The sequence below is a fragment of the Sorangium sp. So ce302 genome (assembly GCF_051530145.1).
Lineage (GTDB): Bacteria > Myxococcota_A > Polyangia > Polyangiales > Polyangiaceae > Sorangium > Sorangium cellulosum_B.
This window is the reverse complement of sequence record NZ_CP150326.1, coordinates 7,086,593-7,100,782: the sequence shown is the minus strand read 5'-3', so window position 1 is coordinate 7,100,782 and position 14,190 is coordinate 7,086,593. Positions and strand designations below refer to the sequence as shown.

Genomic DNA, 14,190 nt, shown 5'->3' with positions numbered 1-14,190 from the left:
CAAGGGGAGCAGGCGGGTGGCCAGGCCAAAGCGTCAGCCGCTCTGGCTCTCGACCTGTGACGCCGTGAGCTGCCCGTCGCGCTCGCGGCGCGCGCGCGTCCGGCTGGCGGCCTCGAGCACCTCGCGGGTGTAGCGCTCGAACGCCTCGGCCCGGTGCATCGCGGTGTGCTCGGCGAAGACGCGCTGCCTCGCCCGCTGGCCCAGCGTGAGGCGCTTGTCCTCCTTCATCTCCCTGAGCTTCCGGAGCACGTCCTCCGGCGAGCGCACGAGCAGGATCTCCTCGCCGGGCTGGAAGAACGTCTCGATACCCGGCCAGGCGTCGCTCAGGACAGGGGTCCCGCACGCGGCCGCCTCGAACAGGCGCGCGCTCGGCGACCACCCGGACTCGACCATCGCACGGCGGGTCAGGTTCAGCGTGAAGCGCTGCGAGTTGTAGAAGATGCGGTGCTCGTCCGGCGGGAGGTGCTCCGTCCGGGAGACGTTCTCCGGCCACGTGAGCGACGCCGGGTACTGCGCGCCCGCCACCGCGAAGCGCCCGCGGCGCATGCGCCGCGCCGGCTCGAGGAGGAGCCGCTCGACGGCCGCCTGCCGGTCGTCGCTGTAGGTCCCGAGGTAGCCGAGATCCCAGCGCATCGGCGCCGGCTGGGGATGGTACACGTCCGTGTCCGCCGAGCAGTAGAGCGCCCGCGCGCGCACCGCGCCGTGGCTGCGCTCCAGCCGCTCCAGCGTCGGGCCCCCCGTCGCCGACAGATAGAGATCATACCGCGGGATCAGCGCCGGCGTCAGGTACGCGTGATCCCCGTGCGCCAGCCGGCCCAGCGTGACGGGGGTGTCCAGATCGTAGAACGCGGCCTTTCCGCGGGCCTCTTCCGTGATCCATGCCCCGACCGTCGCCCCTTCCGGTACGAAGGAGCCGACGATCACGAGATCGGCTTCGCGCACGGCGCGTGAGAATCTATCGCGGAGCTCGGTAATGCTCGAGTACTGCTCGGTCGTGCCGTAAGGCGGGTTGGGCAGGTCGCGGTGGTGATCGTAGATGGGGAGGTTCCGCTCCAGAAAGAGCATCCGGTGGCCGCGCGACGCGAGCGCCCGGAGGAGCGCTCTGTACGTCGTGGCGTGGCCGTTGCCCCACGAAGACGTGATGGAGAGCCCCAGGAAGACATAGCGGTAGGTAGTTGTCGTCATAGCGTGGTGGCGGCAAGGGTTGAGAGATCCCAGACGGCGTGCCGGCCCGGAATGCGCCGGTCCCGAGGTACACCGCGGCGGCCCCGGAGAGGCGAAAGACGCCTCGCGGACAGATGCGCAACGTGCGCAACATGCGCAACATGCGCAAAACGAGCGGCACGCCGATCCAGTTGCCCTGGCGCCGCGCGAGAGGGCGCGGCGACGAGCGCACCCGGGATTAACATGCGTGCTCACCCTCTGCAATGCTGTGAGATGCAGTTTCTTGATCGAAGATGCGTATTCCTCGTCAGACGCCAGGCGGTAAGGCCCGCCCTTTTCCCGTGACGACGAAGCGCGCGAAATCGCCGCTTGCTCCGGGATAACGCGGCTCGTTCGGGTAAAGCACCCGACGGCAACCGTCCTCGCATCGCAGAGGAACCGGCCTGTGCGGTAAACGCTGTTCGGAAGCGATGATGGTGAGAAAAAGAGGGACGTTGTCGCAATGGTCGGTGACGGCTGCTGGTCGAACGGAGCGTCGACGGGGGAGCCCTGCTCCGGAACGCCGGGGCAGCGCTGGTGAAGCGCCGCCCAGGCCGGCGCGCGCTGTCGGACGCATACGCCGCGGAGCGACGGGGCCTGGGGGCGCGGCCGGCGGCAGGGGGATTCCGCCGTCCAGCTGAGCCCGCCGGCGGACCGGCGGCCTCGGCCGGGCAGGGGCGCCTGGCCTCGCGGAGAAATCGGGCGGGGGAGCAGGAAGGCAGGAAGCGCGGGGCGCTGCCCGGGCGCCTTCCTGTCGGTGCGGGGACGCTGCGGTGGAATCGGGAGGCCGGGTGTCCAGCCTTCAGCGGCGGTGCGGCCGCGCGAGAGCCGTCGAGACGTTCAGGTGGCGGGGCTCAGCGCCTGCCAGCCCTGGATCACCTCGGCGATGCTCGCGAAGCGGCGGTCCGGGCTGTGCGCCAGACCCCTGTTCACGAACACCTCGATCTCCCGGTCGACCGGCGGAGGCATCAGGCTGCCCAGGCGGCGCGGCGGCGTCCTCGTCTTGAGATCGGCGAGCATCATCAGATTGCGCGCGGCGTAGGGGAGCTCGCCGGTAAGCGCGTGAAAGATCACCGTCATGGCCGCATAGAGGTCGGCCCGGTGATCCACCGTCTTCCCCTTCGTGAGCTGCTCGGGCGGCGCGAACCTGAAATCGCCGAGACACCGGCTCGGTAACGTCGGCCCCGCGTCGGAGAGCCCGGGAGGGAGCTTGCACGAGCCGAGATCCAGGAGCGTCAGCCGCTCGCCGTCAGGACCCTGGTCGAGGAGCACGTTCGCGGAGCTGATGTCGCGGTGGATGATGCCAATCTCGTGCAGCTCGGCGATCGCCGACCAGAGCTGCCCGCCCAGCGGGTGAACGGCGCTGAACGGGAGTGGCCCCTGCCGGGAGATGCGCTCGCTGAGGAGCTCCCCCTCGCGCAGCTCGAACACGAGGAGAGGACCGTGCGCCGGGTCCTTGCCGCCGTCGAGCGAGGGCAGTGTGTGCGGGCCCCGCAGCCGCTCGCACGCCACCGCCTCTCGCCGGAAGCGCGCCTCGGCCTCCTGCTGGGGCATGCGCTCTGGCGTGTTGAGCACGCCTCCCGGCTCCTGGCGCACCGGGGGCTCCCCGAGCACCTTGACCGCGACGCGCCGGCCGGTGCTCGCGTCCTCGGCGCTGAACACCTCACCGAGGCCTTCGCGGCGGAGATGACGTACCACGCGGTAGCGCTGGAGCAGAACGGTTCCGGGCACGATTGACAAGAGCGGCCTCCTTCGCTTGACAAAGGGGGGTCCAGCGCGTTCCGGTCGCCTCCCCCCTCTCCCCAGACAAGCTCATTTATCACGCAGACGCGACAGAGGAAGCGCCGCGCGCAGCGTCACACGACGAAGGGCTCCCGCGCCTTGTTTTTTTGTTTTCCGGCGCGCGCCGCTTCACATCGGCCGCCCGTCGCACCCGAGGTCGCCTGGACGAAAAAGCCGCGGGGCACGGGACGGGGAAAAATGGGGCGCGGCCCGCGGGACAACGGGGCGAAGGCGGTCCGGGGCGCGGGCCGCCGGCCGAGGCGCGTCGCTGCGGCGGGAGCGGCCAGCGCCTGGGTCACCACGGCCGCGCCGGTCTCAGCGGCTGGGCCGCGCCGGTGTGCCGCATTGCCCTCGTCGCGCGCCGCCGGAGCGCCGAGCGGGTGCCTCGTCGGAGCGCGCTCCGGTGGACGGCGGTGGAGCACCGGACTGCCCTCGTGGCCGGGGGCCGCCGGCGCTTCGACGCTGCAGAGTTGCCCCTGGCCGCGCTCTCTGGTGACGATGCGCACCGGAGCGCGGCAATCGGTGGTGATTGCATGACGGCGGCGGCGCCTCGCGGCGCCCGCTTCCGGGGACACGCCAGTAACCCCGAACCGCTGGCCATTCAGGTGAACTTCGCGTAGCTCCCACACAGGGCGGACGATCCGGAGCGACGGCAGGCAATGCGAGCGGGAGACGTCATCGACGGCCGGTTCGAGATCATGGAGCTCGCGGGCGCCGGCGGCATGGGCCACGTCTTTCGCTCGCGCGACCTCAAGACCGGCGAGACCATCGCCCTCAAGGTCCTCCAGAACGCCGCCTCCCAGGACTCGAACCGCCTCGCGCGCGAGGCGCAGGCGCTCGCCACGCTGCGGGTGCCGGGGGTGGTGCGGTACATCTCGCACGGCCGCACGGAGCACGGCCACCCCTACCTCGCCATGGAGTGGCTCACCGGCGAGACCCTCTCCCAGCGCCTCGCCCGGCAGGCGTTCACCCTGGAGGAGAGCCTCAAGCTCGCCCGGCGCGTCGCGACCACCCTCGGCTCCGTGCACCGGCTCGGCGTCGTCCACCGCGATCTCAAGCCGAGCAACCTGCTCCTCGTCGGCGGCACCATCGACCGCATCACGCTCATCGATTTCGGTGTCGTCCGGATGTCCGGCATCGACCAGCAGCTCACCATGCCCGGCGCCATCCTCGGCACCCCCGGCTACATGGCGCCGGAGCAGGCCCGCGGCGAGGCGCATGTCGACGCGCGCGCCGACGTCTTCGCGCTCGGCTGCCTGCTCTACAAGTGCGTCTCGGGGCGCGCCCCGTTCCGCGGCGCGCGCGGGCTCGCCGTGCTCGTCAAGGTGCTGATCGAGGAGCCGCCGTCGCTCCGGTGGCTCCGCGACGACGTGCCCGAGGCGCTCGACGCGCTGGTCCAGCGGATGCTGTCGAAGTCGCCCGAGGGGCGGCCGAGCGACGGCAACGCGGTCGCGATCGAGCTCGCCGGGCTCATGGATCCCGCGGCGATCTCCGTCCGCCCGCCCGCGATGTCCGTCCGCCCGCCGGAGCTCACGACCGGCGAGCGCAAGGTGATGTGCCTCGTCCTCGCGCGCGACGGCCTCTCCGCCGCCGATCCGTCTCCCCCCGAGGTCGACGAGCAGGCGCGCGCGCAGGCGCTCTCGACCACGGCGGCGCGCTACAAGGGTCAGCTCGAGCTCGTCGACGCGCGGCTGCCGCTCGTCGTGCTGTCCGGCGCCGGCGCGACGACCGACCTCGCGGCCCGGGCCGCCCGCTGCGCGCTCGCCGTCCAGGCGCTCCTCGGCGGCGCGCCGGTCGCGGTCGTCACGGGCAGGGCGGAGATCGCCTCGCGCATGCCGATCGGCGACCTCATCGACCGCGTGGTCCAGCTGCTCCCCGAGGGCCGAGCGACGTCCCGCGCGCCGGCGATCCGCATCGACGAGGTGACGGCGGGCCTGCTCGGCGCGCGGTTCGAGATCACGTCCGACGGGGGGGGCCCCTGGCTCCACGGCGCGCGCGAGGAGCCGGAGGCGCCGCCCCACGTGCTCGGCAAGGCGACGTCGTGCGTCGGGCGCGAGCGGGAGCTCGCGCTGATCCGGGACGAGCTCGCCCGCTGCATCGAGGAGTCGACCCCGAGCGTCGTGCTCGTCACGGGGCCGGCGGGCATCGGCAAGTCGCGGCTCCGCCACGAGCTCGTCCGCGCGATCCGGGAGGACGGCGAGCCGGTCGAGGTGTGGCTCGGCCAGGTGGATCCGATGAGCGCCGGGTCGGCCTTCGGCCTGCTCGCGCACGCGCTCCGGCGGGCGATCGGCCTCACGGACGCCGATCCCGTCGAGGAGCGGCGGCGCAAGGTGCGGGCCCGGGTCGAGCGGCACGCGGCGCTCGACGCCGCGCGGGTCGCGACGTTCCTCGGCGAGCTCGTCGGCGCGCCGTTCCCGGACGACGACGTGCAGCTCCGGGCGGCGCGGCGCAACCCGATGCTCATGGGCGATCAGCTGCGCCTCGCCTGGGAGGACTTCCTGCGCGCCGAGTGCGCGGTGCAGCCGGTCCTCCTCGTGCTCGAGGACCTGCACTGGGGCGATCTGCCCACGGTCACGATGGTCGACGCCGCGCTCCGGAACCTGAAGGACCGGCCTTTCATGGTCATGGCGCTCGGCCGGCCCGAGGTGCACGAGCTCTTCCCGAAGCTGTGGGACGAGCGGCGCGGGCACAAGCTCCGCCTCGCGGGGATCTCGCGCCGGTCGAGCGAGCGGCTCGTGCGCCAGGTGCTCGGCGAGCGCGAGAGCCCGGCGCTCGTGGCGACGCTGGTCGAGCGCGCCGACGGCAACGCCTTCTACCTCGAGGAGCAGATCCGCGCGGCGGCGGCGGGCAAGGGCGTGGACCTGCCCGAGACGGTGCTGGCGATGGTGCAGGCGGAGCTCGACGCGCTCGACGTGGGCGCGCGGCGCGCGCTGCGGGCCGGGGCGATCTTCGGCGAGACCTTCTCGCGGAGCGGGGTCGCCGCGCTGGTCGGCCGGGCGGAGGTCGAGCCGCTGCTCGCCGAGCTCGAGGTGAGGGAGCTCATCGTCCGGCGTTCTGTGGAAGGCGCGCCGGAGGCGGCCGAGTACCGGTTCCGGCACGCGCTCGTGCGCGAGGCGGCGTACGGGATGCTGACCGATCACGATCGCCGCCTTGGCCACCGGCTCGCCGGCGAGTGGCTCGAGCGGACGGGCGTGGCGGATCCGATGGCCCTGGCCGAGCATTTCGAGCGCGGCGGCGAGCCGGCGCGGGCCGCGGCGGCGACCCTGCGCGCGGCCGAGCAGGCGCTGCTCGGGAGCGACCTGGGCGCGGCGATCGAGCGCGTCGAGCGCGGCATCGCGCGCGGCGCCTCGAAGGCGACGGCCGGGGCGCTGCGGCTCTGCCAGGCGGAGGCGCACCTCTGGCGGGGCGAGTTCGCGCTTGCGGAGCGGCGGGGGACCGAGGCCCTGGAGCGGCTCGCGCCCGGGTCGGCGCCGTGGTTCTCGGCGCTCACGCAGGTGATCCTCGCGGCCTCGAAGCGCGGCAACCACGACCAGGTCGAGGGCCTGCTGCGCCTGGCGCAGGGCACCGAGGCGCGGCGCTCGGCGCGCCCCGCGCGCAGCGTGTGCCTGTGCGCGGGCGCCGGGCGGCTCGTGTTCGGAGGGCGGTACCAGCTCGCGGACGAGCTGCTCGACGGGATCGAGCAGGACGCCGAGGAGACCGAGCAGGAGGTCGAGGTGCTGGCGCGGCTCCACGAGGCGCGCGCGTACCGGGCGATGGCGGTCGGCGATCCCGGCGCGTGCCTCGCGGGCTTCGAGGCGGCGCTCGCGGCGTTCGAGCACGCGGGGGATCGCCGCAACGCCTGCTGGGCGAGGAACAACCTGGGCTCCTGCTACGCGGAGCTCGGCGATTTCGAGGGCGCCGACGCGGCGCTGCGCGCGTCGCTCGCGGACGCGGAGCGGATGGGCCTGTCGGACGTCCGGCTCGGCGCGCTCCTCAACCTCGGTCCGGTGCTCGCGCAGCAGGGCCTCGTCGAGGAAGCGCGGCGGACGGCGGAGGAGGCGATCGCGACGTCCCAGCGCCTCGGCGACGCGCGCGGGGAGGGCGCCGGGCGGGCGTGCCTCGCGAGGATCGTGCTCCAGGCGGGCGATCTCGGGGGGGCCGAGCGCGAGGCGCGCGCCGCGGTCGCGATCCTGTACGGCGCGCCGCCCTTGCGGGCCTTCGCGTACGCGGTGCTCGGGCGGGCGCTGCTCGACGCGGGGCAGGCGGTGGACGCGCTCGCGGCGACGACCGAGGCGCTCTGCCTGCTGGAGTCGATGGGGGCCGAGGTGGGCGAGTCGCTGGTGCGCCTCTCGCACGCCGAGGCGCTCTCGGCCTGCGGCCACCGGCGGGAGGCGGTGATGGCGATCGCCTCGGCGCGGGAGCGCCTGATCGAGCGGGCGCGAAAGATCGGCGATCCGGTGTGGCGCGGGAAGTTCCTCGGCAATGTGCCGGACAACGTGGCCACGCTGGAGCTGGAGCGGCGCTGGCTCGATGCCTAGGGGCCTAGGCCGCCGGCGCGCTCAGAGGAACTCGCAGAAGTAGCCGGTGGGCTGCGTGGCCCTGACGTCGAAGCCGCTCTTGGCTGCCACCTCGAACGACGTCCCTGCCGGATAGGCACGCCATTCCGTGGAGCCGTCGATGCGGATCGCGAGCTCGCCGGCGACGACCGTCATCCGCTCCGGCGCCTCGGTCGAGAAGTGGAACTCGCCGGTGTCGATGACACCCACCGTCTGCCGGCGCCCGTGGCGCTCGAAGCCGACGCTCTGGACGTTGCCGTTGAAGTAGCTGTTGTGCTTGAGCATGGCGCCCTCCTACCGCGTCCCGCCGAGAGAGACCAGCGCGCTCGCGTCGCCGCGCACGCCTTCACCAGGCTCCCCCGGCGGGGCTCCGCTCGGCTCGGTGGCGGGGATGCCCGCGTCGTCCTCCTCTTGCGGAGCCTGCGCCGGCTTGCTGTTCGCGTAGCGCTTGCCCGCGCGGCTCGAGGCCCGGAGCACGGGCCCGCGGATGATCTCGATATCGCGCGCCGGAGCGCGCGAGAGCTCGAGGTTGGAGAGCACGAGCGCCACGATCTTGAACCACTGGCTGCGCGCGGCCTGGATCGTGGTCTTGCTGGCGGGGGCGGTGGTCTCGGTGGCCTCGATCTCCGCGCGGGCGCGCTCGAGCGTCTGGAGCTCCCGGCCCTTGGCGAGCCAGCGCTTCACGACATCGAGCAGCGACGCCTTGCCGTGGGCGGGGACGGACCTGAGGAAGCCGGCGATCCCGGGCTCGTCCTCGAGGAGGCGAGCGATGCGCGTGGTGTTGCCCGCCTCGGCGAGCGTCGAGGCGTTGACGATGGACAGGCCGCCCGGGAAGAGCTGCTTCTGGACGGCATCGCACTGCGCGGCGCGGGAGGCGTCCGAGGGCGCTTCGGCGAGGCAGAGCTCGCGGTGCGCGTCGATACCGTAGGATACGGCCCGCGCGAGATGGTCGTGGCGCCGGTCGACCTCGCTGGTCTCGTCGACGATGGCGCGCAGCTTCGACGACATGCGGCCTCCGCCGCTGCTCGGCTGGACCGCGAGCACCGCCTCGTGGGCCTCCACGACCCGCGGGTGGAGCGCCGCGATCTCGGGGATCGCCAGGAACAGCCGGCGTTGCTCCGGGTCCTCGACCCATGGGGAAAGGAGCGCGACCATCTCGTCGATATTCAGATGCTTCAGCATGAGAGACACCTCCTGATGGGGTGATAAGGGCAATGCCTGAGGGCGCATTGCTGGCGAACAGGCAAGGGAAGTCCTGTCGTGTCGTCCGTCAAGGGCGGTGTTGCGCCGGTTTCGTGCGGTGTTCGCACGGGAGCTGGGCTCTTGCATGCGGTTTGAATCGTCCGGAATGGAGGGAGGGTACGGGAGCGGGCCTGGAGGGGGCGTCTCGTGCGGGATATCGCCTTGGAAGGCGGGCGGGTCGGTGTGGGACCGAGAGAGGAGGCTTCGGAAGGCGGCGCGGAGAGGTCGCGACGTGGCCGCGTCGCCTCGGCAGGGGGGCGGGTTGGTGCGGGACCGAGAGAGGAGGCCTCGGAAGGCGGCGCGGAGAGGTCGCGACGTGGCGGGGCCGGCTCGGGAGGGGGGCCGATCGATCTGGGATCGAAAAGGACGGCCTCGGAGGGGGGGCGGGTCGATCCAGCCCGCCAGCCCCCCGCTCAGCCCCCCGCGCCGACCGGCAGCCGCAGCGCGACCTCGAGCCCGCCGCCGTCCGCGTTCCTCGCCTCGACCTCGCCGCCGTGGATCCGCACCGCCCGCTGCGTGATGGCCAGCCCGATCCCCGTGCCGCCCGCGCCGCGCGCCCTGTGGTCGTCGACCCGGTAGAACGGCCTCCAGATGTCCGCGAGCGCGCCCTCCGGGACGCCTGGACCACGATCGCGGACGCGCACCTCGGCCGTCCCGCCGGAGCACTCGAGATCGACGCGGACCGCGGTGCCCGGCTCGGTGAAGCGCACCGCGTTGCGCACGACGTTCTCGATGGCGCGCCGGAGGAGCTCCTCGTTCCCGTCCAGCGAGCACGCGTCGCGCGCCCCGAGCTCGACCGAGCAACCCCGCTGCTCGGCCTCGAACGCGGCGTCCTCGACCAGCTGCTCCAGGAGCGCCGCGAGATCGACCCGCTCGGTGCGCTCCATGCCCCGGCCCGACTCCAGGCGGCTCAGCGTGAGCAGCTCGCCGATCATCCCGTTGAGCCGCTCCGTCTCCCGCTCGATCCGATCGAACGCAGGCTCCACGTCCGGCGGCGAGCGCCGGCGGACGAGCTCGAGCGCGATGTTGAGCCGCGCGAGCGGCGACCGGAGCTCGTGAGAGACGTCGCGCAGGAGCCGGCGCTGCGTCTCCAGGAGCTCGTCGATGCGCTCGGCCATCCGGTCCATGTCGCGCCCGAGCGCCAGCGTCTCGCCGTCCGCGCCCGCGAGCTTCTGCGCGACGCGCACCGAGAGATCGCCCGCGGCCATCCGCTGGGTGGCGCCGCGCAGGATGCGGATCGGACGGGACAGGTACCGCGCGAGGAGCACCGCGACGAGCCCGGTGACGGCGACGATCGCGAGGAGCCGCTGGGGCAACGTCTCCGGCACGATGAAGAACATCCACGGCGACCGGACCGGACCGGCCGCGACCGCGGCGAGGGCAGGGTCGCGGCGCAGGACGACCGCGACGAGCTCCCGCTCCTCGCCGACCTCGATGGCGATGCCGTCGGCCGAGCGCCTCGCCCTGTCCTCGGCGAGCGGCGCGCCCTCGACGGGCTCGCCCATCACGAGCGCGCCGGCCCGGTAGACCGCGACGCGCTGATCCCGCGGATCGAGCGGCGCGAGGCGCTGCTCGCAGCCGGGGAGCCCTTCCCGCGCGCAGGCGAGCGCGCCCTCCGCCCGGAGCTCGACGCTGCGCGTGTTCAGGCGGCGGCGCAGCCCGCTCGGCTCGGCGGAGAACGCCCAGCCGTGGATCACCGCGAGCAGGCCGACGAGCAGCGCCATGGCGAGCCACAGCGAGACGAGGAGGCGCAAAAAGAGGCTCTTCACGGCCGCCCTCCGGGGAGGAAGCGCTTCACGCGCGCTCCCGCGCGAGGATGTAGCCCGCGTTGCGGACCGTCTTGATGCGCTCGCCGCCGCCAGGCCCGGGCCCGAGCTTGCGGCGGAGGTTCGAGACGTGCATGTCGATGCCGCGGTCGTACGCCGCGAGCCGGCGTCCGAGGACGCGCCGCGCGAGATCCTCGCGCGAGACCACCGTCCCCGCCTGCCGCGCCAGGACCTCGAGCAGGTCGAATTCCGCCGTGGTGAGCCGGACCTCCTCGCCGCGGACACGGACGCGCCGCGCGGCGGGGAGCACCTCGAGATCGTCGACCGTCAGCGCGCCCTGCGCCTCCGCGGCGGAAGGACCGGCCGCCGCGCCCGGCCCAGCCGCCGCGCCAGCGTGAGAGGCGCGCCGGTGGAGCGCGCGCACGCGGGCGACCAGCTCGCGCGGGTTGAACGGCTTCGGGAGGTAGTCGTCGGCGCCCATCTCGAGGCCGACGATGCGGTCGACGTCCTCGCCTCGCGCGGTGAGCATCAGGACGGGGACGCGCGAGCTCTGCCGCAGCCGCGTGAGGACCTCGAACCCGTTGAGCCCAGGCAGCATCACGTCGAGCACCACGAGCGTGAACGGCCTCTCCTTCTCCTCCTGCGCGCGCGCGAGGCCGGAGATCGCGTCGCGCGCGCTCTCCACGGCGTAACCCTCCTGACCGAGCAGCTCGGCCAGGAGCTCGCAGAGCTCGGCGTCGTCGTCGATGACCAGGATCTGGGGCGGATCCGCCATGTCGCGACTGTAGCGCGGCTGTCGCACCGCCGTGTAAGGCCTGGTCAAGAGGCGTCTTGACGAATCTTTACACGACCAGGACACCTCTTGAGACACTGCCCTTTAGCTTGCGGTGCATGACGTTCACTCGCTCGATTCGCTTGCCGTGGCTGGCGTCTCTCGCCCTCGCCGCCACGTGCTCGCTGAGCGTCGCGGCGCGCGCCGAGACGCTCACCGCCGAGGAGGCGGTCCGCCGCGCGGCCTCCCAGAACCCGTCCCTCCGCGCGGCGCTGCTCGAGGCCACCGCGGCGCGGCAGGCCGTCGCCGCCGAGGAGGGCGCCCGCATGCCCACGCTCTCGGCCTCGGTGACCGGACAGTACCAGGAGAGCTATGGCAGGGTCGCCGACGCCAACGGAGGCGCGCCGGGCAATGGAGCCGGCGCGCTCCAGCGCTCTGGCGGCACGTCCGTCGCGTCGAACGCGGCGCTGCGGTACACGACCGACGTCGGGACGAGCCTCGAGGTGGGCGCGTCGGCGCGCTCGCCCGCGGACGGGACCCCGGGGCCGAACTACGGCGCTCAGGCCTACGTCTCGGCGCGGCAGCCGCTGCTGCGGGGGGCCGGGACCGACGCGGTCCTCGCGCCCTACGCGCAGGCGCAGGCGTCGGCCGTCGCCGCGGAGCAGGAGCGCGAGCTCGCCGCGAGCCAGACCGCGCTCGACGTGCTCGGGGCGTACTGGGAGCTCTGGTACGCGGAGCAGGCGATCCTCGTGCAGGAGCAGGCGCTCGCGGCCGCAGAGCGGCTGCTCGCCGACGCGAAGGCGCGCGCCGAGACCCTCGGCACCGGCACGAAGGTGGACGTCCTGCGCTTCTCGACCTCGGCCGCGTCGATCGCGGACGCGCTGTCGCAGGCGCGGGCGACGCGCGCGGCGCGGGCGATCGCGCTCGGGCGCGCGCTCGGCATGGCCCCGGCGAGCGCGGCGTCGCTCGCCCCGACCGGCGCGCCGCCGTCCCTCGGGGCCCTGCCGTCGGCCGACGCGCTCGTGCGCGCGGCGAGCGAGCGGTCCCTGGAGCTCGCTGCCCTGCGCGCCGACCTCGACGCGCAGCGCGCGCGGGTGAGCGCGGCGGAGGACGCGGACCAGATCCGCCTCGACCTGTTCGCGACGGCCTCGATGGACGGGCAGTGGGTGCGCGACGGCCTGCCGGGGCTCTCGCTGCCGGGCGGCCGGCCCGCGTTCGGGGTGCTGGGCGGGATCGAGGTCGAGCTGCCGATCGGCGGCGGCAGGGCGTCCGCGGACGCGGCCCGCGCGCGCACGCAGCTCGCGGCCGCGGAGGCGCGGTACCAGGCGCGCGCCGAGGCGATCGCGGCCGACGTGAGCTCGCTGCGCGCGAGCCTCGAGGCCGCGGCCGAGCAGGTCGCGCTGGCCACCGAGACGGCGCGCATGGCGGGCGAGCTGGCCGAGGCCGAGCGCCAGCGGCTCTCGCTCGGGACCGCGACGTCGGCGGACGTGGTGCAGGCGGAGCAGACGCGGAGAGAGGCGGAGCTCCGCAGGCTGCGGGCGGCGGTGACGGAGCTGACGTCGCGCCTCCAGCTCGATCACGAGACGGGCGCGCTGCTCGTCCGCTTCGCGTCGGTGCTGCCCAGGAGGTCGTCATGAACAGGAACAAGAAGCGCTACCTGATGTCCGGCGTGGCCGCGGTGCTCGTGGCGAGCTTCGCGATCGGCGGGTACGCCTGGTACAAGCAGCCCGAGAAGACCCCCGCCGGCCCCACCGTCGAGATCCGCCGCGGGAGCCTGACCGAGACCGCGGCCGCGTCCGGGAAGATCGAGCCCGACGTGCAGGTCGAGGTGAAGTCGCGCGCCCCGGGGCAGGTCATCGAGGTCCTCGTGAAGGAGGGCGATACGGTCGAGGCGGGGCAGCTCCTCGTGCGCCTGGACCCGACGGACGCGGAGCGCGACCTCGCCGAGGCGCGCGTGGCGCGCGACCGGGTGAAGGCCGATCTCGCCGCGGCGAACGCGTCGGTCGCGGTCGCCGAGCTCGAGCGCAAGAACAGCCAGGCGAGCCAGGAGGTCGCCGAGAAGAGCGCCGAGATGGGCCTCGGGCCGACCGACGCGGCCCGCACGGCGGCGCACTCGACGAAGGTCGCGGGCGCCAACATCACGCTGCGGCGGGCGCAGCTGAGCTCGACGCAGGCGCAGCTCAAGGCGGCCGAGCTGGCGGTGCAGGACGCCGAGACGCGGCTGAAGGAGACGCAGATCTACGCGCCGATCGCCGGGACGGTGCTCGACGTGGCCGTGGAGAAGGGGACGCTCGTCTCGTCGGCGCTCACCAACGTGAGCGGCGGCAGCGCCGTGATGACGCTCGCCGATCTGTCGAACCTGCGCATCGTCGGCGCGATCGACGAGGCGCAGATCGGGCGCGTCGCGCCGGGCCAGCGGGTCGACATCCGCGTCGACGCCTACGGGGACCGGGTGTTCCAGGGCGTTGTCGACCGCGTGAGCCCGCTCGGCAAGGAGGTGTCGAGCGTCGTGACCTTCGACGTCGAGATCGTCGTCAAGGACAAGGACGCGTCGCTGCTCCGGTCGGGGATGAGCGCGGACGTGGAGATCGTGACCGCGGAGCAGAAGGACGTGCTGCTCGTGCCGCTCCTGGCCGTGCAGTCGCAGGGCAAGCGGCGGTTCGTGCGGCTCGCGAGCGGCGAGGAGCGGCCGATCCAGACCGGGGCGACGGACGGCTCGCAGATGGTCGTGACCGAGGGGCTGAGCGAGGGCGACGACGTGCTCGCGAGCGCGCCCGTCTCGAGCGCGGCGGGGCCGCAGGGCCAGGGGCAGGGGCAGCGGCAGGGCGGCGGCCAGAACCCGATGCGGGGGATGGGCATGGGGATGGGCGCCGGCCGAGGGGGGCGCTGA

At 73.7% G+C, this 14,190-nt stretch carries 9 protein-coding genes; 3 read left to right on the top strand and 6 right to left on the bottom strand.

Translation table 11 applies throughout. The features are described from left to right. Nucleotides 1-33: 33 nt before the first annotated feature. A complete protein-coding gene (locus tag WME73_RS26865) occupies nucleotides 34-1,185 on the bottom strand; it encodes a CgeB family protein (RefSeq protein WP_437911369.1) in 1,152 nt (383 codons plus the stop codon). A gap of 858 nt (nucleotides 1,186-2,043) precedes the next feature. Next, nucleotides 2,044-2,934, bottom strand: coding sequence for a serine/threonine-protein kinase (locus tag WME73_RS26860; protein WP_437739239.1), 891 nt, complete (start codon nucleotides 2,932-2,934; stop codon nucleotides 2,044-2,046). 710 nt (nucleotides 2,935-3,644) lie between these two features. Between WME73_RS26860 and WME73_RS26855 the strand changes: the two genes are divergently transcribed. Next, on the top strand, nucleotides 3,645-7,502 hold the full coding sequence (locus WME73_RS26855; RefSeq protein WP_437739238.1) for a serine/threonine-protein kinase: 3,858 nt from the start codon (nucleotides 3,645-3,647) through the stop codon (nucleotides 7,500-7,502). Nucleotides 7,503-7,523: 21 nt separating this feature from the next. Here the strand turns inward: WME73_RS26855 and WME73_RS26850 are convergent, their stop codons facing one another. The 4 genes from WME73_RS26850 to WME73_RS26835 all read right to left on the bottom strand — a co-directional run bounded on the left by WME73_RS26850 (nucleotide 7,524) and on the right by WME73_RS26835 (nucleotide 11,303). Then, nucleotides 7,524-7,805, bottom strand: coding sequence for a pyrimidine/purine nucleoside phosphorylase (locus WME73_RS26850; protein ID WP_437739237.1), 282 nt, complete (start codon nucleotides 7,803-7,805; stop codon nucleotides 7,524-7,526). A gap of 9 nt (nucleotides 7,806-7,814) precedes the next feature. Next, nucleotides 7,815-8,702 (bottom strand): hypothetical protein, encoded by an 888-nt coding sequence (locus tag WME73_RS26845; protein WP_437911368.1) that lies wholly within the window; start codon nucleotides 8,700-8,702, stop codon nucleotides 7,815-7,817. Nucleotides 8,703-9,175: 473 nt separating this feature from the next. Continuing rightward, complete coding sequence (locus tag WME73_RS26840) at nucleotides 9,176-10,531, bottom strand: ATP-binding protein (RefSeq protein ID WP_437739235.1); 1,356 nt, start codon at nucleotides 10,529-10,531, stop codon at nucleotides 9,176-9,178. A 25-nt stretch (nucleotides 10,532-10,556) separates the two neighbouring features. Further along, the gene (locus tag WME73_RS26835) at nucleotides 10,557-11,303 is read right to left on the bottom strand and encodes a response regulator transcription factor (protein ID WP_437739234.1); all 747 of its coding nucleotides are present in this window, start codon (nucleotides 11,301-11,303) and stop codon (nucleotides 10,557-10,559) included. Nucleotides 11,304-11,419: 116 nt separating this feature from the next. Here WME73_RS26835 and WME73_RS26830 point away from each other — a divergent pair, with 116 nt between their 5' ends. Beyond that, nucleotides 11,420-12,937 (top strand): TolC family protein, encoded by a 1,518-nt coding sequence (locus tag WME73_RS26830; protein ID WP_437739233.1) that lies wholly within the window; start codon nucleotides 11,420-11,422, stop codon nucleotides 12,935-12,937. After that, complete coding sequence (locus WME73_RS26825; protein ID WP_437739232.1) at nucleotides 12,934-14,190, top strand: efflux RND transporter periplasmic adaptor subunit; 1,257 nt, start codon at nucleotides 12,934-12,936, stop codon at nucleotides 14,188-14,190. The genes WME73_RS26830 and WME73_RS26825 overlap by 4 nt, the downstream gene beginning before the upstream one ends.

What these genes read in the sequence shown, in the direction of transcription:
- WME73_RS26845 (WP_437911368.1), bottom strand. Translation starts at nt 8,702, where the DNA reads ATGCTGAAGCATCTGAATATCGACGAGATGGTCGCGCTCCTTTCCCCA.
- WME73_RS26850 (WP_437739237.1), bottom strand. Translation starts at nt 7,805, where the DNA reads ATGCTCAAGCACAACAGCTACTTCAACGGCAACGTCCAGAGCGTCGGC.
- WME73_RS26855 (WP_437739238.1), top strand. Translation starts at nt 3,645, where the DNA reads ATGCGAGCGGGAGACGTCATCGACGGCCGGTTCGAGATCATGGAGCTC.
- WME73_RS26825 (WP_437739232.1), top strand. Translation starts at nt 12,934, where the DNA reads ATGAACAGGAACAAGAAGCGCTACCTGATGTCCGGCGTGGCCGCGGTG.
- WME73_RS26835 (WP_437739234.1), bottom strand. Translation starts at nt 11,303, where the DNA reads ATGGCGGATCCGCCCCAGATCCTGGTCATCGACGACGACGCCGAGCTC.
- WME73_RS26865 (WP_437911369.1), bottom strand. Translation starts at nt 1,185, where the DNA reads ATGACGACAACTACCTACCGCTATGTCTTCCTGGGGCTCTCCATCACG.
- WME73_RS26830 (WP_437739233.1), top strand. Translation starts at nt 11,420, where the DNA reads ATGACGTTCACTCGCTCGATTCGCTTGCCGTGGCTGGCGTCTCTCGCC.